The 23,578-nt window shown below is 68.3% G+C and carries 15 protein-coding genes; 5 read left to right on the top strand and 10 right to left on the bottom strand.

Going from position 1 to position 23,578, the window contains the following annotated elements:
• The first annotated feature begins 73 nt into the window (after positions 1-73).
• Positions 74-2,092 carry an ABC-F family ATP-binding cassette domain-containing protein gene (locus CLU95_RS00750; RefSeq protein ID WP_099789409.1) on the top strand — a complete coding sequence of 673 codons (2,019 nt, stop codon included), beginning with the start codon at positions 74-76 and terminating at the stop codon, positions 2,090-2,092.
• Between the two features lie 91 nt (positions 2,093-2,183).
• Positions 2,184-2,696 (top strand): hypothetical protein, encoded by a 513-nt coding sequence (locus CLU95_RS00755; RefSeq protein ID WP_099789412.1) that lies wholly within the window; start codon positions 2,184-2,186, stop codon positions 2,694-2,696.
• Positions 2,697-2,712: 16 nt separating this feature from the next.
• Here the strand turns inward: CLU95_RS00755 and CLU95_RS00760 are convergent, their stop codons facing one another.
• Positions 2,713-2,943, bottom strand: a complete 231-nt coding sequence (locus tag CLU95_RS00760; RefSeq protein WP_099789415.1) for a helix-turn-helix domain-containing protein — start codon at positions 2,941-2,943, stop codon at positions 2,713-2,715.
• 71 nt (positions 2,944-3,014) lie between these two features.
• Between CLU95_RS00760 and CLU95_RS00765 the strand changes: the two genes are divergently transcribed.
• Both CLU95_RS00765 and CLU95_RS00770 read left to right on the top strand, forming a co-directional pair.
• Positions 3,015-3,740, top strand: coding sequence for a helix-turn-helix domain-containing protein (locus CLU95_RS00765; RefSeq protein ID WP_099789418.1), 726 nt, complete (start codon positions 3,015-3,017; stop codon positions 3,738-3,740).
• A gap of 542 nt (positions 3,741-4,282) precedes the next feature.
• Entirely contained in the window at positions 4,283-4,537 is a 255-nt protein-coding gene (locus CLU95_RS00770) for a hypothetical protein (protein ID WP_099789421.1), read from the top strand.
• 43 nt (positions 4,538-4,580) lie between these two features.
• Here the strand turns inward: CLU95_RS00770 and CLU95_RS00775 are convergent, their stop codons facing one another.
• Positions 4,581-5,531, bottom strand: coding sequence for a helix-turn-helix transcriptional regulator (locus tag CLU95_RS00775; RefSeq protein WP_099789424.1), 951 nt, complete (start codon positions 5,529-5,531; stop codon positions 4,581-4,583).
• 305 nt (positions 5,532-5,836) lie between these two features.
• Between CLU95_RS00775 and CLU95_RS00780 the strand changes: the two genes are divergently transcribed.
• The gene (locus tag CLU95_RS00780; RefSeq protein ID WP_180288500.1) at positions 5,837-6,739 is read left to right on the top strand and encodes a helix-turn-helix domain-containing protein; all 903 of its coding nucleotides are present in this window, start codon (positions 5,837-5,839) and stop codon (positions 6,737-6,739) included.
• Positions 6,740-6,750: 11 nt separating this feature from the next.
• Here the strand turns inward: CLU95_RS00780 and CLU95_RS00785 are convergent, their stop codons facing one another.
• From CLU95_RS00785 to sctT, 8 genes are all read right to left on the bottom strand, one after another.
• Entirely contained in the window at positions 6,751-7,797 is a 1,047-nt protein-coding gene (locus CLU95_RS00785; RefSeq protein ID WP_099789430.1) for an ABC transporter ATP-binding protein, read from the bottom strand.
• Positions 7,798-7,828: 31 nt separating this feature from the next.
• On the bottom strand, positions 7,829-10,090 hold the full coding sequence (locus CLU95_RS00790; RefSeq protein WP_099789432.1) for an ABC transporter permease: 2,262 nt from the start codon (positions 10,088-10,090) through the stop codon (positions 7,829-7,831).
• A 28-nt stretch (positions 10,091-10,118) separates the two neighbouring features.
• Positions 10,119-11,174, bottom strand: a complete 1,056-nt coding sequence (locus tag CLU95_RS00795; RefSeq protein ID WP_180288501.1) for an ABC transporter substrate-binding protein — start codon at positions 11,172-11,174, stop codon at positions 10,119-10,121.
• Positions 11,175-11,298: 124 nt separating this feature from the next.
• Positions 11,299-12,639: a sensor histidine kinase gene (locus CLU95_RS00800; protein ID WP_257214499.1), complete on the bottom strand. Its 1,341-nt coding sequence runs from the start codon at positions 12,637-12,639 to the stop codon at positions 11,299-11,301.
• Between the two features lie 12 nt (positions 12,640-12,651).
• Positions 12,652-13,374 carry a response regulator transcription factor gene (locus tag CLU95_RS00805; protein WP_099797051.1) on the bottom strand — a complete coding sequence of 241 codons (723 nt, stop codon included), beginning with the start codon at positions 13,372-13,374 and terminating at the stop codon, positions 12,652-12,654.
• Positions 13,375-13,474: 100 nt separating this feature from the next.
• Entirely contained in the window at positions 13,475-21,619 is an 8,145-nt protein-coding gene (locus tag CLU95_RS00810; RefSeq protein WP_099789438.1) for a DUF4781 domain-containing protein, read from the bottom strand.
• A 117-nt stretch (positions 21,620-21,736) separates the two neighbouring features.
• Positions 21,737-22,768, bottom strand: a complete 1,032-nt coding sequence (locus CLU95_RS00815; RefSeq protein ID WP_099789441.1) for an EscU/YscU/HrcU family type III secretion system export apparatus switch protein — start codon at positions 22,766-22,768, stop codon at positions 21,737-21,739.
• An 8-nt stretch (positions 22,769-22,776) separates the two neighbouring features.
• Entirely contained in the window at positions 22,777-23,559 is a 783-nt protein-coding gene (gene sctT / locus CLU95_RS00820) for a type III secretion system export apparatus subunit SctT (RefSeq protein WP_099789444.1), read from the bottom strand.
• Positions 23,560-23,578 lie beyond the last annotated feature (19 nt).

The following is a 23,578-nucleotide window of genomic DNA, read 5'->3' on the forward strand; positions in this document are numbered from 1 at the left end:
ATGTCCGCCTTTGCCCCTTCGCGCCGGCTCGCTGAAGGTCGGACGGGATAATCCCCCCTACGGTTCCTATTTCATGATTACTCTCAAAAACGTCATTCTTCGCCGCAGCGCCAAGAAACTGCTCGACGGCGCCACCGTCAATCTCAACCCCGGCGAAAAGGTCGGCCTGGTGGGACGCAACGGCGCCGGCAAGTCGTCGCTGTTCGCGCTGTTCAACGGCACGCTGCACGAAGACGGCGGCGATTTCTACATTCCCAAGCAGTGGCGCATGGCCCAGGTCGCGCAGGACATGCCCGAGACCGAGGAGTCGGCCACCGACTTCGTGGTCGGCGGTGACACCCGCCTGACCGAGCTGCGCGCCACGCTGGCGGCCATCGAGGCCGCCTACGCCGAGAACCCCGACGATCCCGACATCGGCATGGAGCTGGCCCACGCCTACACCGACCTGGCCGATGCCGGCGAGCACGACGCCGTGCCGCGCGCGCAGGCGCTGGTGCTGGGCCTGGGCTTCAAGTCGCACGAGCTCGACGAGCCCGTCAACAGCTTCTCGGGCGGCTGGCGCATGCGCCTGCAGCTGGCCCGCGCGCTGATGTGCCCGAGCGACCTGCTGCTGCTCGACGAGCCGACCAACCACCTGGACTTGGACGCGCTCGTCTGGCTCGAAGCCTGGCTGCAGAAGTACGCCGGCACCATGATCGTCATCAGCCACGACCGCGAGTTTCTCGACGCCGTGACCGACGTCACCCTGCACATCGCCAACGCCCAGCTCACGCGCTACGGCGGCAACTACAGCAAGTTCGAAGACATGCGCGCGCTGCAGATGGAGCAGCAGCAGGTGGCCTTCAGCAAGCAGCAGGACAAGATCGCCCACCTGCAGAAGTTCATCGACCGCTTCAAGGCCAAGGCCAGCAAGGCCAAGCAGGCGCAAAGCCGCGTCAAGGCGCTGGAGCGCATGGAGCGCGTGGCGCCGCTGCTGGCCGAAGCCGACTTCACCTTCGAGTTCAAGGAGCCGGGCAACATCCCGAACCCGATGCTCTCGATCGACAAAGCGAGCTTCGGCTACGAGGTGGAAGGCGAGGCGCCCAAGACCATCCTGCGCGGCGTCAGCCGCTCGGTGCTGGCGGGCCAGCGCATCGGCATCCTGGGTGCCAACGGCCAGGGCAAGTCGACGCTGGTGAAGACCATTGCGCGCGAAATGGGCGCACTGGCCGGCGAAGTCACCGAGGGCAAGGGCCTGAACATCGGCTACTTCGCGCAGCAGGAACTCGACGTGCTGCGCCCACAAGACAACCCGCTCGAGCACATGGTGCGCATGGCGCGCGAACTCGGCAGCAATGCCAAGGAAGCCACCGGCGAGCAGGCCCTGCGCGGTTACCTGGGCAGCTTCAACTTCAGCGGCGACATGGTCAAGCAGCCCGTGGGCACCATGAGCGGCGGCGAAAAGGCGCGCCTCGTGCTGGCCATGATGGTCTGGCAGCGCCCCAACCTGCTGCTGCTGGACGAGCCCACCAACCACCTGGACCTCGCCACCCGCGAAGCCCTGGCCGTGGCGCTCAACGAGTTCGAAGGCACGCTGATGCTGGTGAGCCACGACCGTGCGCTGCTGCGTTCGGTGTGCGACGAGTTCTGGCTCGTGGGCCGCGGCGTCGTCACCGACTTCGACGGCGACCTGGACGACTACCAGCGCTACCTGCTCGACGAAGCCAAGCGCCTGCGCGAAGAGGCCAAGGTGGCCGTGCGCGAGGCGGACGCCGTGGCTGCGGCAGCCGCTGCCGCAGCAGCCGCCGCCCAGGCATCGACCAAGAGCAGCAGCAACAACCACACCCCCGAGCAGCGCAAGCAGGACGCCCAGGAGCGCCAGCAGCGCAGCGAGCAGGCCAAGCCGCTGAAGAAGGAACTCGCCAAGATCGACGAGCGCATGGCGGCGGCCGGCACCGAGCGCGGCACGCTCGAAGCCAGGCTGGCCGAACCGCTGCCGCCCGCCGAGATCGCCGAGGCCGGCAAGCGGCTGAAGGCGCTCAACGACGAGATCGCGCAGCTCGAAGAACGCTGGCTGGCGCTGTCCGACCAGCTCGAAGCGCTGGCCGCCTAAACCCTTTGGCCGCGCGCGGCTGGCCACCGGCCGGCCAGCGCGGGCCGGGTAGCATGGCAAGGTCAGGGAACCCGCCAAGGAGCCACGCTGCATGCCTTCTTCGATCGAACTCGCCCGGGGCGATGAAAAACTCATCGCGGCCATCCACCGCAGCCGACGCCTGATCGGCCGCAAGGCCCTCATGGCCGCCGCCGCCAGCGCCATCCCGCTGCCCGGCGTCGACTGGATGGCCGACGCGGCGCTGCTCTCGCGCCTCGTGCCGCAGATCAGCGCCCAGTTCGGTCTCTCGGTCACCCAGGTCGAAAAGCTCGCGCCGCACCAGCGCGAGCGCATCCAGAAGGCCGCCACCACGCTCGGCGCCCTGCTCGTCGGGCGCCTCGTCACGCGCGAGCTGCTCATGAAGCTCGCGCGCCACGCCGGCATCCGCCTCACCGCCAAGCAAGCCACCAAGTACGTGCCCATTGCCGGGCAGGTCGTGTCGGCCGCGCTCGGCTATGCCGCGCTGCGTGCGCTGGGCGAACAGCACATCAAGGACTGCGTGCGCGTGAGCACCACGCTGGCCCTGACACCGCCCGAGCCTGCCGAACGGCTCAAGCCGGCCTGAGCCTCCCGCACCTGCCTTAGTCGCCCGCCGGCGGCGGCGCAAAGGGCACAGCCGGCCGCAGCGCCTCTTCCTTCATCCGCTGCTCGTAGGCCTTCAGCAGCGCGACGTAGTGGCGCGACATCACGTCGCTCACCCGCCCCAGCCCGATCTTGCTGACCGTGGGCTGCGGAATGCCCGTTCGTTCCTGGATCTGCTTTTGCGTCAATCCCAGCGCTCGCAGCGCCTGCACCAACTCGCGTGGCTTCATATCGAACCCTCCCTTTTTTTAATATTCTAGAGTCCAATACGAATATTCATCTGCGCTTGAATCTCCACCCCATGGAGACTATTGCTTCTCGTGCCCTGGCCGCACGCAAATTCGCCAAGATGACGCAGAAGCAGGCCGAGGCCGCTTCGGGCGTCAAGCAGTCGAGCATTTCGAAAATCGAGCGTGGCGACACCAGCCGATCGATGAGCGTGCTCGCCCTGGCACGCATCTACCGCGCCGACCCCAATTGGCTCGACACCGGCGACGGCCCCGCCCCGTGGGACGAGGTGCAGATTCGCCTGGCACGCGACAACGCCCACGAGCCGCCCGGCCCCTACCGCGTCACCCGCATCCCGCCTGCGGGCCCGGGCTTTGCGCCGCAGACGCCCGGCACCGTGCCGCTGATCACGTGGGACCACGCGGGCGAATGGCGCGGCGCCGAATCGCCGCCCCGGCCCACGCTGGCCGAGCGCTGGATTCCCTGCATCGCCCACCACAGCGCGGGCACCTACGCGCTGCGCGTGCGCGGCGACAGCATGACGTCGCCGCACGGGCACCTGAAGAGCTATCCGGCCGGATCGATCATCTTTGTCGACCCGCAACACACCACGCCCGACGACGGCGAGCGCGTGATCGCCAAGCTCGACGACGACACCAGCGGCGAAGTCACTTTCAAGGTCTACAAGGCGGACGCAGGCCGCCGCTGGCTGCTGCCGCTGAACCCCGCGCACGAAGCGGTGCGCGTGCCCTTCACCGTGCTGGGCACCGTGATCGGCAAGTGGGAAGACGAAGACTGAGGAACTAAAGAGCCTCTTTTCGCGAGGTCAGGTTGCGTACAGATTCGCCGGGCACAGTGAGGTTTCTCCCGGTGGCTTGCACCTCTGATCCTCCCTCCTCCAGCAAGTCACCCTTCCAGCCCGCCCTCGTGCGGGCTGTTTTTTTGCCTGCATGCTGCGCGCCGGCACGGAGGTTTTGGAGCGGTCGATTTATTTTGGTATATAATCTGCGGTTGCCCGAAACGATCGGGCATTTGCCTGGCCAGGCAAGCTGAATCTCATACCAGCGCGTCGAAGTCACAGCGACGAGAAAAACAACAATGACTTCCGCAAACGAATCTTTGCCGTAGCGTGGACCGCGTAAGAGTTCACGACCAAATTCCGAACAAAGCCCTCCTCGCGAGGGCTTTGTCATTTCCGGCCCGCCGGCGCCCCCAAGGCGTTTGCCTGCCGTCAACCCCTCTTCTTTCCTACACGATGTAACGGAATGCGGCCTACGCGGTTCCACGGGGGCGCGGGAGACGATTCGTTCACTGTCAGCACAGGGAACAAAAGGGAACGACATGAGCCTCAGGGACATCCACGAACGCTACGGCGTCAGCTTCGAAAGAGGAACCCGCGTCATCTGCGGCGGCCGCCTCGGCACCGTCGCCGGCGCGAGCAACTCGCACATCCGCATCAAGTTCGACGGACGCCAGATCAGCAGCCCGTGCGATCCGCTGGAGGTCCAGCCCTGCCATGACGGCGCCACGGGCCCCACCGGCCTCGTGGACCTCGCGCCGCAGGCCGCCGCGCAGGACTGGCACGCTCCGGCCTGACACCCGGACAGGGGCCTTGAGGGCCCCTTCTTTTCGCCACTTTTCAGATTTCGCTCAGCACGCCGAAATCGCTGTCGCTCTGCTGCACCGCGTTCACCAGCTGCACGCGGTTGCGCGCGGCAAAGCGGCGACGCAGCTGGCGCATGTGGTAGTCGACCGTGTGGGACGACAGGTCCAGCCGGTTGGCGATTTCCTTGTCGCTACGCCCTTGCAGCAGGTGCTGCAGGATGTCCTGCTGCGTCGCCGAGATCTCGATGCGCCCCGTGCCCGGCGCGCCGACGATGCGCGTGTGGCGCGTCACGTACTCGTGCACGCTCAGGCCCAGAACCAGTCCCTGCCCGATCACGCTGTCGGTGATCCAGTCGCGCCCGGGCCGACGCGACAACAGGCTGATCACGGTGTGCTGGTTCACGTGCGTGGGCGAGGCCAGGCGAAACATCAGCCCGCTGCGGATGCCGCTGGCCTCGAGGTCGTCTAGAAAGCGCTGGCGCTGCCCGCCCGGGTCGTCGGGCTCCTGCGCGGCCAGGGCTTCGAGCTGCGCCACGTCCCATGCCAGCGGCACGCTCGACGCGGGCACGCCCTGCTGGCGCAGGTCGCCGCCGCAGTAGCTGTGCGCGAAGTAACGCTGGGTCCACTCGGGGTTCGCGTACGCGGTGAAGAAGCTCAGCGGCCACCAGCGTCCCCGCATGTACGCCACCGCGCCGTAGCCCAGCCAGTCGAAGTCGAGCGTGTGCAGCATGCCGCGCACCAGCGCCGCGCGGGCCTCGATGTCGGGTGCGTCCAGCAGGTCGCCGACGATGCTGGGCACGCTGCCGGCGGGGCGCTGCACGGTCTGCGGCAGAAACAGCTGCTCCTCGCCATAGAACTGCGGAATCGGCTGGGTGCACTGAAGCTCGGCATCGGACAGCGGCGCGGGATCGACATCCTGCTGCTGCTGCGGCGCCTGCGACAGCGACGCCAACGGGGCACGATAGAACAAGGTAGACAGAATCATGGGAGGCCTGATGGATGTGCCGCCGGCACCAGACAGTGTTCCGTGGGGCGGACTGGGAGCCAAACTACCAAAAGGGCGGAGACACCGCCTTGTAAATTCTTAGCAACCGACGGGCGCGCAGCCTGCCGCGCAGGCGGTGCGCGGCAATGTCCTACAGCCCGCGCTTCCAACTGAATACCTTCGCCTGAAGCACGCGCGGCACCGGTCGATTCCTGTGCGATCGAGGCTTCACAGATGCAGACCTCGCTGGCATGCTGCGCACCGCACGAAGCAATTGCCCGACGTTCGCAAACCCCCGTCTCCCGATGGAACCCGTTGCCTCCCGCTACTGGCGAGACGCCGATCTCGCAGGTCTTCAATTCACCGCCAACCGGTTCCGCCATCGCGAGGTGCGGCCGCACCGGCACGTCGGCTTCACGCTCGCGGTGGCCGACACCGAACTGCACGTGCGCAGCGGCACCCGCGTGACCGTCGTGCCGCCCGGCACGCTGTTGCGCATCGCGCCGCATGTCTGGCATTCGGTGCAGGCGCGCACGACACCGTGGCACGAAGACGCGCTCTACTGCAGCTTCGCCGTGGCGCGCTGCATCAGCCCCGCGGACGACGCCCTGCCGCGTGCGCGCGTGCAGGACGACGCGGGCATCTCGGTGTTCCTCGATGCCGCCGCGGCGCTCGAATTCCTCGAATGCCATCGCCTGCTCTTCGCACCCACGCGCAACGGCAACGCCGACGACGTCGTAGCGGCGCGCACACTGCTGCGCCGGCGCCTGGCGCAATGGATTCCCGCCGAGCCGCCGCCCGCGCACGGGCACGGGCCCGACGACGCGCCACCGCTGCCCGACAGCGGCGACGAACGCCTGAACCGGCTCTATGCCCTGATCGCGTCGGGCTTCCACCAGCGCATGACGCTCGACAGCCTCGCCGACGAAGTCGGCTGGCACCCGGTGCATCTGCAGCGGCGCTTCCGGGCCGCCTGGGGCTTCACGCCGCACGAGATGCTGGTGGGCCACCGCATCGAGTACGCACGCGACCTCATCGCCGGCGGCGCACACGTCACCTACGCGGCGCATGCGGCGGGCTTCACCGACCAGAGCCATCTGCACAAGACCTTCATGACCACCTACGCCGTGCTGCCCGGCGACTACCGCAAGCTCGCCGCGCTCGACGCGCTGCAGCCGCTGTCGGCCCGCAACGGCATCGCCGGGTAGGTGGCGCGTGTTCATTGCGCGGCAACGATGGACACGCCGTGGTCCGCCAGGTACAGGCTCACCGGCGCGCCCTGGCTCAGCGGCTGGCGCACCTCGGGCGACACCACGAAGATGTCGCCCAGCGGGCTGCGGAAGGTGTATTCCACGAGGCTGCCCACATAGGTCTGCTTGAGCACGCGCGCCGCCAGGCCGGTGCTGGCGACGGGCCCGATCACCCAGGCCTCGGGCCGCACCGCGATCTTCACCGGGCCGGGGCGCACGCCCGGCGCAGCCACCACGGTCAGCGCGCCGAGCGACACGCGCCCGTCTTCGCCGCACTCGCCGTCGAACAGCATCGCCTCGCCCATGAAGCCGGCGACGAACTCGGAGTTCGGCGCCTCGTACAGCTCGTGCGGCGTGCCCTGCTGCGCGATCACGCCCTGGTCCATCACGATGATGTGGTCGCTGACGGCCAGCGCCTCGTTCTGGTCGTGCGTGACGTAGGCCACGGTCAGCGCCAGGCGCTGCTGCAGCGCGCGGATCTCCTCGCGCATCGAGCGGCGCAGGCGGGCGTCGAGGTTCGACAGCGGCTCGTCGAACAGCAGCACCGCCGGCTCCAGCGCCAGCGCGCGTGCGAGCGCCACGCGCTGCTGCTGGCCACCTGACAGCTCACTTGGCGTGCGCTCGTTCATGCCGCGCAGGCCGACCGTCTCGAGCATCAGCGCAGCCTTCTCGCGCGCCTGCGGCACCGGCAGGCCCGACATGCGCAGCCCGTACGAGACGTTCTCGATCACGTTCATGTGCGGGAACAGCGCGTAGCTCTGGAACACCAGGCTCACGTTGCGCTGCGCGGCGCCCAGCGCGGTCACGTCCTTGCCGTCGATCAGGATGCGTCCGGCGCTCGGGCTCTCCAGCCCCGCGAGCATGCGCAGCGTGGTCGTCTTGCCGCAGCCCGAGGGGCCGAGGATGGTGGTCAGCGTGCCCTTGGGCACGCCGAAGCTGATGTTCTTCACCACCAGCGGCGCGTCGGAGGCGGTGCCGTAGCGCTTGGAGACGTTCTGGAATTCGAAGCCGTACATCTGGATCTGTCTTTCGCTTGTGAAAACTCAATCAAGGCTGCGCGGCCACCGGCGCTGCGCGCTCGGGGCCGGCGGGTGCAACGTCGGCATCCGGGCGGGCCGTGCCCGCCGCACGCCGGCCCAGCTTGCGGTCGCCCACCAGCCACTGGATGGCCGCGGTCGCCAGCGCCATGAACACGATGAGCGCGGTGCTGTAGGCCAGCGCCACGCCGTAGTCGCCCTGCCCCACGCGCCCGATGATGAAGGTGGTGGCCAGTTCAGTCTCGGCCGTCACCAGGAAGATCACCGCCGACACCGTCGTCATCGCCCGCACGAAGCTGTAGATCAGCGAGGCCGTGAGCGCCGGTTTCAGCAGCGGCAGCACCACCGACCACAGCGTGCGCGCGGTGGAGGCGCGCAGCATCAGCGAGGCCTCGTCGAGCGACTTGTCGAGCTGGCGGAAGGCCGCCGAACCGGCGCGCACGCCCACCGGAAGGTTGCGGAAGATGAAGCACATCACGATGATCAGCCCGGTGCCCGTCATCTCGAAGGGCGGCACGTTGAAGGCCACCACATAGCTCACGCCCAGCACGGTGCCCGGGATCGCGAAGGCCATCAGGGCCGAGAACTCGAAGGCGCCCTGCCCGCGGAACTGCACGCGCGCCAGCAACCAGGCGATCAGCAGGCCCAGCCCGGTCGTCAGCGGCGCCGCAATGGCCGCCAGCTGGATGGTGGTGAAGAGCGAGTTCCACGCCAGCCCCACCCACTGCAACCCGCCGCCCTCGAAGGTGATGGCAAAGGCCGAGCGGAAGTGGTCCAGCGTGGGCGTGTAGTTGCGCCCCCAGGTCTGCACGAAGCCGCCGGTGAAGGCAAAGCAATACACCACCAGCGTGAAGACCAGCCACGGCACCGCGATGGCCAGCGCCACCCGGCGCAGGCCGTGGGGCAGCCGCATCGGAATGCCCGCGTCGCCCTTGCCCGACACCGTCGTGTAGTTCTTGCGCCCGAGCACGCCGCGCTGCAGCGCGAACACGCCCAGTGCGAACAGCGTGAGCACCCAGGCGAGCGCTGCGGCCCGGCCCTGGTCGAACTGCGCGCCCACGATGGCGAAAAAGATCTCGGTCGACAGCACCGAGAACTGGCCGCCCGCCACGATCGGGTTGCCGAAGTCGGCAATGCTCTCGATGAAGCCCACCAGGAAGGCATTGGCCAGGCCCGGCAGCATCAGCGGAAAGGTCACGTGGCGGAAGGTGCGGCCCGAATCGGCGCGCAGCGTCTGCGACGCTTCTTCCAGCGACGGGCTGATGCCCTGCACCACGCCGCGCACGATCAGGAAGGCAATGGGCGTGAAGGCGAACAGCTGCGCCAGCCACACACCGAACCAGCCGTAGAACCAGCGCCCCGGCTCGATGCCGAAGGCCCATTCGAGGAACTGGTTGACCAGCCCGGCGCGCCCGAACAGCAGCACCAGCCCGAGCCCGACCACGAACGGCGGCGTGATGATCGGCAGCGGCGCCAAGAGGCGCAGCGCGCGGCGCACGCGCGAGTCGCTGCGGTCTTCGATCAGTGCCAGCAAGGTGCCCAGCGCCGTGGTGCTCAGGCCGGTGAGCACGGCAAGAAAGAGCGTGTTCCAGGCCACGCCGCAGTTGCGCGCGGAGTTCAGGCAGCCCAGGCCCCAGGTGCGCTCGTTGCCCACGCGCGCCAGCCAGGCGCCCAGGCTGATCGCGCCGCTCTCGTCGACGAAGGCGCTCGCCAGCGCGCGCAGCACCGGGAAGGCCACGAACACCATGAGCAGCCCGCCGCTGCCGACCACCGCCGCCGCCACGAACAGGTCGCCCCGGAAGGCGCCCGAGCGCGCGAAGCCGAAGGCGCTGAGCATCATCAACGCCGTGAGCACGCCCACGGCGCCCCAGCCGAAGCCGGGCTGGCCGATGCCCGCCGTGCCGAACAGCCCGGCCCAGGCGCCGGCATCGGGCGCGTTCGGCAGGCCGATGGCAAAGCCCTGCGCCAGCACGCCGAACACGCCCAGCGCCCCGCTCCACGCGAGCAGGCGGCCTTGGGTCTTGTCCGGTGCCATGCCCAGCGCCACGAGCCCCGCCAGCAACGGCCACAGGCCCAGCAGCAGCCAGGGCCGGTGGTGCAGCAGCACCTGCGCCAAGGCCGACGAGGTGTCGTGCCCTGCTGCCAGTTCGCTCAGCCCCTGCAGCCCGAACAGGCCATCGGGCAGGCTGTACCAGGGCAGCAGCACGAAGGCCGCCAGGCCCAGCGCAGACCACAGCCCGATCGCGCGGTTGTTGTTGTCCTTGAATTTCATGGTGTCGGCTTTGTCCGGTCGCTTGAACTCAGCGCGGCAGCGCGTTCACTTCGCGCTCCCAGCGTTCGATCAGGCGCTTGCGTTCGGCCGACTGGCCGTACTTCGCGTAGTCGTAGTGGATGAACTTGATCTTGCGGAAATCGGGAATGCGGCTGTCCAGCGGCGTGGTCTTGTTCGAGGGCAGCTGGAACTGCTTGGCCGCCACGCCCAGTTGCTGGGCAGCGGGCGTGAGCGCCCATTCGTAGAACTTCTTCGCGTTCTCCAGGTTGCGCGAGCCCTTGACGATCGACAGGGAGCCGATCTCCGCGCCCGTGCCTTCGCAGGGCGTTTCGGTCGCGATGGGAAAGCCCTGCATCTGCTCGCCCGGCGCGTCGTGCACGAAGCTGATCGACACCGTGGTCTCGCCGCGTGCCGCGGCCTTGATCGGGCCGGTGCCCGAGCGGGTGTACTGGCTGACGTTCTTGTGCAGGCCCTTGAGGTAGTCGTAGGCCTTGTCCTCGCCCATCAGTTGGACGATGGTCGCGATCATCGTGTAGGCCGTGCCCGAGCTTGCGGGGTTGGCCACCTGCACCTCGCCGCGCAGCGCGGGCGACAACAGGTCTTTCCAGCACCTGGGCACCGGCAGCTTCTTCTTGGCCAGCAGCTCGGTGTTGTAGGCAAAGCCCAGCGGCCCCGAGTACACGCCCACCGTGCGCCAGCCCGACTGCTCGGCCTGCGCCTGCGCCCACGGATGCAGTTGCGCCAGCGACGGCGACTTGTAGGCCAGCGTGAGGTCCTGCTCGGCCGCCTGCAGGTGCGGGTCGCCGGTGCCGCCGAACCACACGTCGCTCTTCGGGTTGGAGCGCTCGGCGATCAGCTGCGCCAGCGCCTCGCCGCTGCCGCGCTTGAGCACGTTGACCTTGATGCCCGCGCTGCGGGCGAAGGTGGTGCTGATCAGCGAGCACCACTCGTCCTGCACCGAGCACACCACGTTGAGCTGGCCCGAGCCCTGGGCCCGTGCGTCGGCCTGTGCCAGCAGGGCTGCGGCGGCCAGCGCAGTGGCGCTCATCAGGATCTTTCGTGTGCTTGCGGTCGTTGTCGTCATCGTCGTCATCTCCGGGTTGTTCTTCATCAAGGTTCTTGCGGCGACACCTGTCCCCCGGCTGCGATGGCGCCGGATGGAACGGGCAGGAAAAGGAAGGAAAGAAAGAGGCGCGGGAAAGCGCGCGTCAGGGCCCCTGGCCCCAGGTGACCACCGCGTCGACACCGATCACGCGGCCGTCGTCGATGCGGTTGTAGAGGTCCATGCGGGCGCCCATCGCATCGGCGATCTGGCGACAGATCGACAGGCCCAGCCCCACGCCGCCCTTGGCGGCAGAAAACGCCTGGAACAGCCGGGGCCGCACCTCGTCGTCGAGGCCCTGCCCTTCGTCCCACACCACCAGCTCGGTGTTGCCCGCATAGCCGCGCAGCAGCACGCCGAGCCGGCCGGCCACCGGCGTGTGATGGATCGCATTGGCCAGCAGGTTGCGCAGCAGCTCGCCGAGCATCAGCGCGTCGGCCGGGGCCCACATCTCGTCGCCTTCGAGCGCGAAGTCCAGCCGCTTGGCGGCGATCAGCGGCGACAGCTCCATCACCGCATCGCGCGCCACGCTGCGCAGGTCGATGGGCTTCAATTCGCCGGCGCGCTTGATCTGTTCCAGCTTGGTGAGGCTGAGCAACTGGTTGGCCATGCCCGTGGCCCGGTCGACCGTGTGCAGCATCTGCGGCAGCACCTCACTCAGCGGCACGTCGCCCGCCATGGCCGACTGCAGCTGCGTGCGCAGCACCGACATCGGCGTGCGCAGCTGGTGCGACGCGTCGGCGAGGAAGCGACGCTGCTGGCCCACCCATTCGCGCTGGCGCCGGTGCAGGCCGTGCATGCGTTCGACCGCAGGGCGCAGCTCGGCCGGGCCGTCGTAGTCGAGCGCATCGACGTTCGGTGCATCGAGCGCCTGCCGCGCGCGCTCGAGCCAGCGCGCGGCCACGGCCACGCCGCTGTAGACCACCACCGACATCAACGCGGCACTCGCGTAGAGCCAGGCCAGCAGGCGTTGCGGCAAGGCCTGCCACAGCGCGACGCGCTGGCGCAGCGGCTCCGCCACCTGCACGACCACGCCTTCGGCCGTCGCCGCACCCGGCACATGGCGCAGCGCCGCAGCGGCACGCATCGGCGCGCCACCGCGCTGCGTGATGTACAGCGCCGGCAGACCCGACGCCGGCAACGCGCCGCGCCAGGGATACGCCGCCAGGGCGCGGTCGCCCGCGAGCCAGTCACCCTGCATGCTGCTCACCCTGTACGCCAAAGGTTCGAGCGTGGACGCGAATGCCAAACCTTCGGCTTGCACCACGGCCTGCTGCACCACCTGCGAGATCGCCGCGCCCAGGCGCTCGTCCTGCGCACGCGCCACCTCGGCGAACGCCAGCAGCACATGCCACAGCGTGACGGCCGCCACGATCAGCCACAGCCCGCCGAGCATCCAGGCCAGCAGGAACTGCCGCAGCGAGGCCGCGCGAATGAGGCGTTGCACCCATGCCTTCACCTACCGCGCCGCTCGTTGCTGTTGTTGCAGCGACGACTGCTGCTGCTGCTGCACCGCCGCGCTCGCGTCGTCGCACAGCAGGTAACCCACGCCGCGCAGCGTCATGATCTCGACGCTCGCGCCGGCCAGCTTCTTGCGCAGGCGATGCACGATCACCTCGATGGCCTCGGCATGGGCCGTGTCGTCGGCGCCGAACACCGCGTCGCGCAGGGCTTCTTTCGGCACCACGTGGTCGACGCGCGACATCAGGCTCTTGAGCAGTTCGGCCTCGCGCGGCGACAGCTCCAGCGGGCTCTCGTCGCGGTAGAAGGCGTTGGACGCCGCCTCGTAGTGCAGCCGACCGCAGCGCAGCTCGCCGTCGCGCCCCAGCCGGCGCGTGAGCGCGCCCAGCCGCGCGATCAGCTCGTCCAGGTCGAAGGGCTTGGCCAGGTAGTCGTCGGCGCCGGCATTGAGCCCGACGATGCGCTCACCCACCGCGCCGCGCGCCGTGAGCACCAGCACCGGCGTGCGGTTGCCGTCGCCGCGCAGGCGCTGCAGCAGCTCCAGGCCATCCAGGCCGGGCAGCGACAGGTCGAGCACCACCACGTCGAAGCGCTTCTTGCGCGCCGCCGCCAGCGCCTCGATGCCGTCGGCGCAGCACAGCACCTCGAACCCGCGCGACGAGAGGCTTCGGCCCAGCACGCCCGAGAGATCGAAATCGTCTTCAACCAGCAGCAGCTTCATGCCTTGCATCGTGCCATTCCTCTGCCGGCTGCGAACCGGGAGTTGCCCGCCTGAACGGTGAAAGGGAGTCGAAAGGCAGGCACCCGGCGTGTGGCGCGGTTCAGGTGGCCGGCCTCTGTCCGACCTCGATCTGCCAGCCGTTGAGCAGCGTGTCCGGGTCGCCCGCGACATTGCTGGCCACACCGTCCATGAGCCGTCGGTCGAAGCGTGGGTTCAGGTTGAAGAGCTGCGACAGGGCCTCGTTGATCACGCGGACCTCTCCGCCCTCGCGCCGTGCCTCGCCGAGTTGAAGCGGCGTGAGCAGCGTCTGCTCGTTGTGCTCGGAAATGCCCCAGAGCGTGGCGGTGTCGGGGTCGTTGCCGTCGACGGTGACGAGGATGGGCGTGGGCTTGCCGGAGGGCGGTGGGGTTGTCGTGGTCGGGGGCGGCGTCGTGGTCGGCGGTGGCGTTGTCGCAGTCGCGCTCGGAGACGGTGTCGTCGCGCTCGGCGATGGCGTCTTCGCAGTCGACGGCGTCGGTGTGACGGTCGGCGTCGGCGTGACCGGCCTCTGCTCGAACAATCCCGTGAAGCCGTTCCACACCATCTTCACCACGCTGTCGGACTTTTGCTGGTCAGTGCCGAAAAAGGCCTTGTACAGCGCTGTGGCCGCAGGAACGATCGCGATCGCACCGACCGCCAACCACTTGAGGGACTTGGTGAGATGGGGTGCCGCGCCGTTGCGCAGCTTCGGAATCTGCTGCAGGCCGACCCAGGTGAGCGTGAGCCCGGCCTGCGCGAAGGCGCCGTAGGCCAGTATTTCAGGCCCTGCTTCCAGCAACCCCAAGCCCACTGCGGTGGCCCGCGCGGCGCTCAGGCCACCCGCGAAGTCGCGGTACTTGTTCCAGTTGTCTTTCTCCTTCTTCGCTGCCGTCTGCGTCTCCTTCAGCGTCGGGTTGTCGTTGAGGTACTCCTTCTCCGATTTGTTTGCCGCCCTGGCCCCCTCGGCGACGGTCCGGTCGATGGTGGCGAGCTTGTCCACCTTGTTGTTGTAGATGTAGTTCGCACCCAGGGTTCCGATCGAGAGCGAGTCGGCAAAATTGCCCACGTCCGTCCTCCAACCGCCACCCGCGTTCAGCGGCTTGAAGGCGACGCCGACAAAGGTGTTCATGCTCACGAGGATGGTCGCGCGCCGGCTGACCAGCCCGAGGCGCGTGTTCGGCGAATTGGTGCTGCCACCCATGCTTTCGGCCGCCTGCGGATCGATGCCCGTCTTGTCCTTGAGCATCGACGCCACCTTGATGTAGAGCGCACCATGGGGCTTGCCCGGCACATCCGGATCGTCGGGGAACATGGATTTCAGCTGGGTGTAGAGCGCTTCATGTGCCTCCCGCATCTTGGCGCGCTCGTCGAGCGTGTTCCTGAATTTCGCCTGCACTTCGGGGAACTCGCGCAGCAGTTGCGCCTGCGGCGAATCATCGGGATGCGAAGGATCGGCCGCGCGCTGAAGTTCGTCGGCGCTCATCCGGTCGATGCGCACGAGCAGCTGGTCGCGAATCTTCGACGGGCGCTGGCCGTGGAATTCGCCCGCGGGATCGGCGCCTTGCAGGCCCAGGAAATCGCGCATGCCCGGCACGCCTTTGAGGTAGCCGGACGGCGCCAGGGCCAGGGCACTCTCATCGGTCGGGAGGATCGTGTGCAGCTGAAAGTCCTTTTCCGACGGGCCGCCCGGCACCGCCCTGCGCGCGTCCGCAAACTTTTCTCCGAGCGTCGCCACTTTGTTCACGTCGCTGCGCAGCGAGGCGATTTTCTTCGCGTCCATGATCTTGTCGCCGCGCCAGCCACTGCCGCTGATCACCTTGTCCATGAGTTCGTCGGCCTTGCCGCGGTCTCCTCGCGTGGCGGCGGCCATTGACTCTTTCGCGCGTTGGGAGGCCTTGAGATAGGCCGCGCGGCCGAAGCTCGACAGCGGATAGCCCGCGTAACCCGCCGTGCGGCCGCCGGCCCAGTCGGCCGGCACGCCGAAGACGGGCTTGACCGCCTCGAAGACGACGCGCGTGCCGCCGGCAATGATCGTCATCCCCTTGGCGCGAATCAGCGCGTCCTTCGGCTGGTCCGACAGCAGGCCCTTGGTGCCCTGCTTCCACGTCGGCACACCATCGGTCGCGGCCAGCGCGGCGGCATCGCGTGCGTTGGGTATGCCCATCGGCAGCACCTGCCCTTCACCGTTGACGTGCAGCGCACCCACGATCTCGTCGGCGCCCACCTTGCGGCGGGCGTTGAGCGGCAGCTTGTTCGGATCGGGCTTCACGCGCTGTACCCAGCCGCCGCCTTCGCGCACCGCGGTCGCGCTGGCATCGGGGAAGTTGTCGAAGGTCCTGTTGTTGGGTACGCGCATGTCGGCCCGTTTGCCCTCGGGAGTCTGCTTGCTGTAGAAGGTGTCGCGCGGCCCCAGCCTGGTGAACACGAAGCGCTCGGCCGAACCCGCGGCCGGGTCGGCCATCAGCGAATTCGTCACTGCCGTTTCATCGGCCGAAGGCTGCAGCGGCGCCAACGTCGAATCCGGGTCGGCCGCCGCTCGTTGCCTTGCAAACAGATCGCCGACATGCGCGGCCGTGCCCTCCCAGTCGGGGCGGCCCGACGTGGTCGGCGGCTTGGGCACGCCGTCCGCGTCGAAGCCCGGCCGCCCGCCATTGGCCGGCGTGCCCGCCAGCCGACCCTGCGGACCATTGGCCGGCACCTTGTCCGCAGAAGCGTCGAGAAAACGCGCCAGGCGCGGGCCGGACAACACCGTCTGGTCGACCCGGGGCTGGCCGCCTTCGTGCGTCACCATCACTTTGACATCGGCGGCGTCGAAGCTGTCGACCAGCCTTCCTGCCTGGGCATCGATGAGTTCCGTGCGTCCACCGCGCCGCACGAAGTTGACGACATGGGCCTCTCCGTTCGGATCGCCCATGAAGACGAAGCCGCGCGAGCCGTCCGGCAGCGCCGACATCGCGGCCCCCGCCTCTCGCGAACTGCCGAACGATGACAGGGGCGCATCGCCGTACAGCGCAAGGATCTGCGCCCAGGTCTTCGGTCCCGAAGGAACGGCCTGCATCTTGATGCCGGGCGCACTCAGCATCCGGTCGAAGGTGACGGCGCTGTTGACGCAGTTGGTGTCGGAGCCGGTCGGGTTGATGTCGCGCGCCAGCGGGACCGCGTCGCCGTGCGCCACGCGCCAGGCATGGCTGTTGCCGCCGGTATTGCCACCCAAGCGCTGGCGCTCCAGCGCGGCACGCTGCGGTGCATTCGCTGCGGGGCCCTTGTCGTTGGCCGCCGTTGCCGCGCGCTGGACATCGGGCCTGCGCGCCGAGGCGGGCACTGCGCCGCCACCCGTGCCGGGGTCGTCGCTGGAACGTCGCAAGGCGAGCGAAACCACCGGGTTCAGCGCGGTGTCGGCCGGCACCTCCGCCACCGGCTTCGATGGCGCCTTCGCGACGGGCGCATCGGCCCCGACCGGCGGTGTCGCGCGCACCGGCGGCACCCGCCCACCGCTGTTCAACGGAGCGACAGCGGCATTGACCGGGGCGTCGGCCGGCAGCGACGAGACTTCGCGGAAGTCGGTCAGGGCGTCCTTCTTTCCGGCGGCCGGCAGCATGTGGGCGGGCGTGCGCGCATTGCCGGATGCCGCGACATCCCCGCCCGGCGTCCCGTTCGTCACGTGGCTGGCGGGCACGGCGTCAGGGCCGCCCTTGCCGGCAAGCCACTTCTTGAACGCGTTGTAGCCACCCTGAGTGCCGCGCACAGCCACCCCCGTGGCAAAGCCGCCCGCGTTCAGGCCGAGCATGCCCAGCTGCTGGTTGCGCTCGGAGGGGGTCATGTGGTCCCAGTTCTCCATCAGATAGCGCGCGCCTTCCTCGAAGGCATAGACACTGCCGACGGTCAGCGGCACCGCCGCCGTCGAGGCAGGCTTTCCCCAGGCCTTGGCGCTCTGCAGGTAGCGATTGGCATCCGCAAGGTGGCCCTCGGCCGCCGCCCCTGTGGCGCTGTTGGCCGACTTGAAGGCCCTGCCGGCGCGCACCGTCTGCATGGCCGCCCGGGTGGATGCACCGACCACCGGCACGCTGAATGCAGACAGGCCCAGATTCAACCAGTCCAGGCGTGCCTGCGTGTTCGTGAGGGGGTTCACGCTCTGCCCGTGGTCGGCCTGCCGGACCAGGCTTTGCCGCGAGGTCTCGACGCCGTAGCCGGCCGTGAGCACGGTGAGCGAACCTGCCGCGAGCATCATGCCAGGGCCCACCAGCGTCCCGAACGAGCCCACGGTCAGCACCACGCCGGCGACGAGCCCGACGCCGCCCGCGATCCAGTCGAGCTTGTAGCGGCGCCGCGCGGATTCAAAGCCGGTCTCGGTGCGCGCGTCGCCGCTGAACAGCTCGACGTTGCCCTTGTCGTCGACCGAGAACTTGCCGTCTTTCGCCGTCACGAGGTTGACGTCTTCCACCGGCAGGCTGTTGTTGGCCCGGTAGTCGTCAAGGTCGTCGTAGCGCCAGGCTTGCTCGTCGACGAATTTCACCTGCCCCGGCTTGTCCCGGCTCTCCACCTTGAACAGGGCCGTCTTGACAATGCCCCCCTTGTCGCCGTCGAGTGCATAGACCACCGGGAGCACCGTCACGCGGGCCTTGTCGCCGCCGGTCTCCACCAGCTTGTCCACCACCTTGTCCAGCATCTCCCGCTGTTCCCTGGGCAGGTTGCCGAACAGGTTCTGGGTCTGGCGGATCCTTGCGTTGTCTGCGGCGGTTTCACCGTCGAGCGGTTTTTCGGGGCCCCAGCCCAGTGCCAGCGCCACCTCGTTCTCCAGGTGCAGGCGGCTTTGCATCTGCATCGGCTCGGGACCGTATTGCAGATAGTGGCTGTTGATGATGGACTGCGCCATCACCTGCGGATTTTTCTCGAACAGGCTGTAGAGCGCACGCGGGTCCTGGAACTTGTCGGGCGTGAGGTTCTGCGAAATGAAGCTCTTCTCGCGCGCAATCGCACTGTCCGCGGCGCCGGCCACGTGGTTGACGTCGGCGACATTCATCTGGAGCCTGGCATCCTGCAGCGCCGTCCAGGTGGCCGAGCCGGTCTCGGCCAAGGTCGGGTTCGCACTCTTCCATTGGTCGTGGGCCGTCTGTGCCTGGCCCAGGTCGCGCTTTGCGGTGTCGACCAGAAACTTGTTGCGCGAATCGATCCAGTCCTTGCGTGCCAGCTCCGCCTTGTCGCGCGACTTGTCCGCCGTGACCGTCGGCAACTCGGCATAGCAATACGCGGTGCGCCCCGCGCGTTCGTCGGCTTGGTAGATCTGGCGATTGCGGTTGTCCGTCTGCCAGGCGAGCACGGCATTCACCGCCGTCTGTTCGTTCTGGGCGATCTGCACGCGCGACTTGGCGTCCGCGAGATCGTTGCCGAGCTTGGCTCGGTCGCCGGTCGCTGCGTCGTAGGCCGTCTGCGCCTTGTCCCTTGCGGCAATGGCATCGACCACGCCCTGGTCCACGGTCTTCTTGCGCGGTGCCAGGTCGTCGTTCATGCGCAGGGTCGGCACGGGCTTTCCGTCGGGGCCCGGTGGCAGCAGCGCATTTTCTGCGGGCGGTGCTTCCGCCGCCGCCTTGGCCAGTGCGGCACTGACTTCGTTGCGGGCGTCGTTGGCTTTCGCAAGCCGCCCGCCGCCCGTGTCCGAGGTCTGCCACACGTGGGCAGCGACAGGGTTCATTTCGTAGGTGCCGGCCTTCACCACGAAATTGCGCATGCGTCCGTCGATGGGCGACTCCTGCACACCCACGCGCTTGGAGTCCTTCTTGATCGTGACGATGTAGCCGCCGCCACAAGGGTTGGTCTCGATCTTCACGTCGTCCGGCGAGAGGCCCTCCGGCAAGGTCTTGGGATCGGCCTTGCCGTCGGCGCCGCGCCGGATCCCCGCCGTGGGGTCGTAGTTCTGGGGATAGACCTGGTCGCTGTGGGTTTCCCCGTCCTGTCTGTACATCCCCAGTTGGGGCTTGGCGAATGTCGTCTTTTCCAACCGGTATTGCGCTGCCCGGAAGTCGCGCTTCGCGTCGATCAGCTCGATCTGCGTTTCCTTGTCGCGCACCGTGAGCTTCAGGGTGTCGAGTTCGCCCAGCACCTTGTCGCGCGCCGCCTTTTCCTCGGGCGTGTTGGGCTGCGGGAGCTTGCGGTATTCCTCGTCCTTGGCCTTGAACGCGTTGCGCGCGTCGGGCAGTTGCTTGTCGCGCAGGTCCTTCTCCTGCTCCGGCGTCATCGAAGGGGTCCACGCAACGTCCTGGCTCTGCGCCTTGCGCGCTGCCTCGCGCAGCATTTCGAGCCGGGCCTCGTCCACCGGCTTGCCGGCCGCCTGGTCGCGTTCGGCGCCGCGCAGTTCCTGCATCGCCTTCATGGCGTTGAAGGCGGCTTGCGCGTTGTATTGCTTCTCGACCAGTTCACCCAGCTGCAACGGCGTGGGGGGCGTGGCCACCGGCCCGACGAAGCCCGCAGGGCGCGGCCCTGCATCGACGTTGGCATAGGCGGCAGCCAGTGCCTTGTTGGCATCCAGGAGGCGATTGTTGATTCCGTCCGCGTCGGCGTAGCGGGACGCATCGAGCTTGGGTGCGCCGCCATCGGCACCGGGATACAGGTCGCTCACGACGCCGCGCAGCGCGTTGTCGGTCTGGCCGGCGCGCGTCGTGGCCGCATCGCGCTTTTCCTTCGCGGCAAACAGGCGGTTCGTGATCGGGTCCAGCTCCGTTTTCTTGTTGCCATCGACGTAGTAGCGCTTGCCGTCGATCAGCTGGACCTTCTTGCCCTCTTCGTTGTCGGGCTTGGCCCGGAACGCCGGGTCGTAGCCCTCCATCCTGACGGTCTTGGTCGTCTCCTTGCCGCCGTCGCGCTCGGTCACTTCATAGGTGCCGGGCCGCTGGGTGGCTTCCGCGTTCCAGGCCGCTTCCGCGTCGGTGTACTCCGTCGCGGCGTCGCGCAGGTCGACCTTGGCGGCCTGGTCGTCCCGGAAGGCATGGATGTGGCGCAGCGCCCCCTGCGCCTGGCGTAGCGCGGTGTCGGCCTCGTCGATCTTCTTCTTGTCGCCACCGGCCAGCGCCTTCTGGTACTTGTCTTCGAAGTCCTGCACCTGCAGGTCGGCCGCGCGCGCTTCGTAGTCGGTGTTGACGGCGCCGAAGACTTCGGCCTTGGGGTCGGTGCCTGTCGGATCGTCCGGGTGGTGGCCGCCGAAGGTCTCGACAAGCCCTTTGTATTTCGCCTCCGCCTGGTCCGATGCGGCGCCAAGCTGCGCCGCTTTGGCCCGGGCGTTTTCCCGCGCCGTGAACCGGCTGTCGCTGGTGATCGGACCATCGCCGTAGGTCGCGACATCCGCCTTGGCCTTGGCGGCCGCGTCCGCCGCCTTGCCCGCCTCGGTGCGTGCATCGGCAATCTGCTGCTTGCCGGACTGGTTGACGTCGTATTGCTCGCTGCGCAGTTGCCGGACTTCGGGCGACTCGGCCTGCACGCTGTCGCGCACCTCGGCAACGCTCTTTGCCATCTCCTTGGGCACGAACAGGCCGCCTGCCACGACCTCCTGGTTGACCCGTTCCCCTTCCTGGGCGATGGCCGCCTGCGGGTCCTTGCCCTGGGCCTGCGCCTTCAGCCCGGCCGTGCGCATGTCCTGTTGGGCGGCTTCCAGCCAGTCGCTGAACGCTGCGTTGCGTGCGCTCTCCTGCGCCGGCGTGGCCTTGTCGCCCTTCGCCTGTGCATCGAACACAGGCTTGGCGGCATCCTGGAGCTTCTGGAGGGCGGCCTTGGTTCCTGCGCTGGGCGGTGGCGGCGGCTCGGCGCCCGGCTGAGCCGCCGGTGCCTCGTAGAGTGCATTGAGTTTCTGCGCCGCAGTCACCTCGCTCTGCGCGGCGCGCGTCGCGTCCGACGGATTGCCCTTGGCGCGGCTCTGGCACACGTCGTCCAGCTTGCTGGCCGCCAGGGTCGATTCCTTGCTGCTCAGATTGGACGCAGCCTCTTTCTTCAGCGCATCGAGTTCGTCGGTCTTGGCCTGCGCGCGCGCCTTCTGCGCTTCGGCCTGGTCGGCTTCGGCCTTGCTCTGCGCGGCCTTGAGCTCGGCCGCCTCGGCGGCCTTTCTTTGCGCCTCCGCTTTCTTGCGGGCCTCTTCCGCCAGGCGCAGAGCCTCGGCCGCCTTGCGCGCGGCCTCTTCGGCGATCCGGCGTGCTTCGGCTTCGGCGGCGCGCCGCGCGTCTTCGGCGGCACGCGCGGCGGCCATCTGATCGAGGACGGACTGCGATGGGCCTGAAGATGAAACGGCAGCTGCGACCATGGGACCTCCGGATATGAACGGGTTCAGACAAAGAAGAAAGACGGCGGGCGTGCGGCCATGGCGTCACCCCTGCCCCTGCGCCCAGCGCAGGAGCGTGGCCACGGGCGCATACAGCGAGCGCGGAATCGGCTGGTCGACCGGCACCTCGGCGTAGATGCGCTCGGCCAGCGACGGCTCGAACTCCATCGGCACCAGGCCCTCGCCGGCAAAGCGGCGGATCTGCGCGGCCACCTCGCCCTCGCCGCGCGCGATCACGCGCGGCAGGTCGGTTTCGCCGAGGTACTGCAGGGCCACGGCGGTGCGGGCCGAATGGATCACGGCCGAGGCCATGCGCACGCGGTCGCCCAGGCTGGCGTACACGGCCTCGAAGTGGGCGGAGCGGCGGCGCGACTGGTTGATCGGGTCGCCCTCCACTTCCTTGTATTCCTGGCGGATGTCGTCGATCGACATGCGCTGCTGCTTCATGAACTCGAAGTGCTCGTGGGCGTAGTCGACCGCGGCCATCAGTGCGTAGATCACCACGGCCCAGCCGAAGGCCACGAGCACCATGTGCGCCGAGGCGGTCATGATCGCGGCCGGGGTCGCGTGGCCGAGCTTGAGCGAGGTGTCGACGAAGCCGCGCACCACCACGAACATCAGGCCCGCGAGCAGCGCGGTCTTGACGCTCATCTTCAGGAGGTTGATGAGATTGCGCGTGGAAAAGATGCGCTGCAGGCCCTGCGCCGGGTTCATGCGGCTCACGTCGGGCTTGAGCCGTTCCCACGCGGCCACGCCGCCCACCTGGGCCAGCGAGCCGACGATGCCGGCCACCGCCGCGATGGCCGTGACAGGCAGCGTGCCCCACACCAGCGCGGCGCCGGTATGCAGCAGCAGCTCCGCAAAGCGGTCGTCGGGTTGCGTGAGCAGGGGGGTGCTGGTGGCGTGCAGCCACAGCTCGCGCAGCAGGCTGTAGATGGCGCCGCCGCCCAGCCACATGCAGACCACGACCACGGCGAACACGAGGGTCGAGGCCACGTCGTTGCTGAACACCACTTCGCCGCGCTTGCGCGCATCGCGCAGGCGCTTGGGGGTGGGGTCCTGGTCTTTCTCGGCCATGGCGTGCGCTAGAGGGTGGCCCGCAGGAAATCGAGCACGCCGTTCTCGGGCCGCAGGAATTCCTGCAGCGACTCGTACACGAAGAAGACGAACAGCAACATCATCAGGTGCGCCAGCAGGCTCTTGAGCGGCTGCGAGAACACGAACACGTTGAGCTGCGGTGCCACGCGGCTGATGAGGCCCATGCCCAGCTCGACCAGCAGCAGCACAAAGACCACCGGCGACGCGAGCTTGACGATCCACAGGAACAGCGTGTCGCCCTGGCGAACGGCGAACTGCTCGATCACCAGGCCCAGGTTCGGAAAGAACGAGGCCACGGGCCACAGCCGGTACGAATCGACGATCACGCCCAGCATGGCGAGCAGCCCGCCGGCCGAGACGAACAGCGTGATGACCATCCAGCCGAGGAACTCGCCCGTGGGGCCGTTCTCGTGGCCCGCCACGGGGTCGAAGAACGAGGCGTTGCTGGAGCCGGTCTGAAAGTCGATCAGGTCGCCCACGCTCTGCACGGCCCAGATGAAGATGCCGAAGCCCAGGCCCAGCATGAGGCCGATGAAGGCCTCCTTGCCGGCAATGAGCACCCAGGTGCCGATGGAGGCCACCGGCATGTCGCCCGCCACCGGCGACATGAAGAGCGCGAGCAGCAACAGCAGGCCGTTGCGCACGGTGCCGGTGATCATGCCGCCCGACAGAAAGGGCACGACCGCAAAGATCGCGAACAGGCGCGGCAGCGTGAGCACCACCGACGAGAAGAATTTCTCGATGCTGGCGAGTTCGATGGTGGGGTCCATGGGCTGTGCCTGTCCTTCT

This window comes from Variovorax sp. 54 (assembly GCF_002754375.1).
Lineage (GTDB): Bacteria > Pseudomonadota > Gammaproteobacteria > Burkholderiales > Burkholderiaceae_C > Variovorax.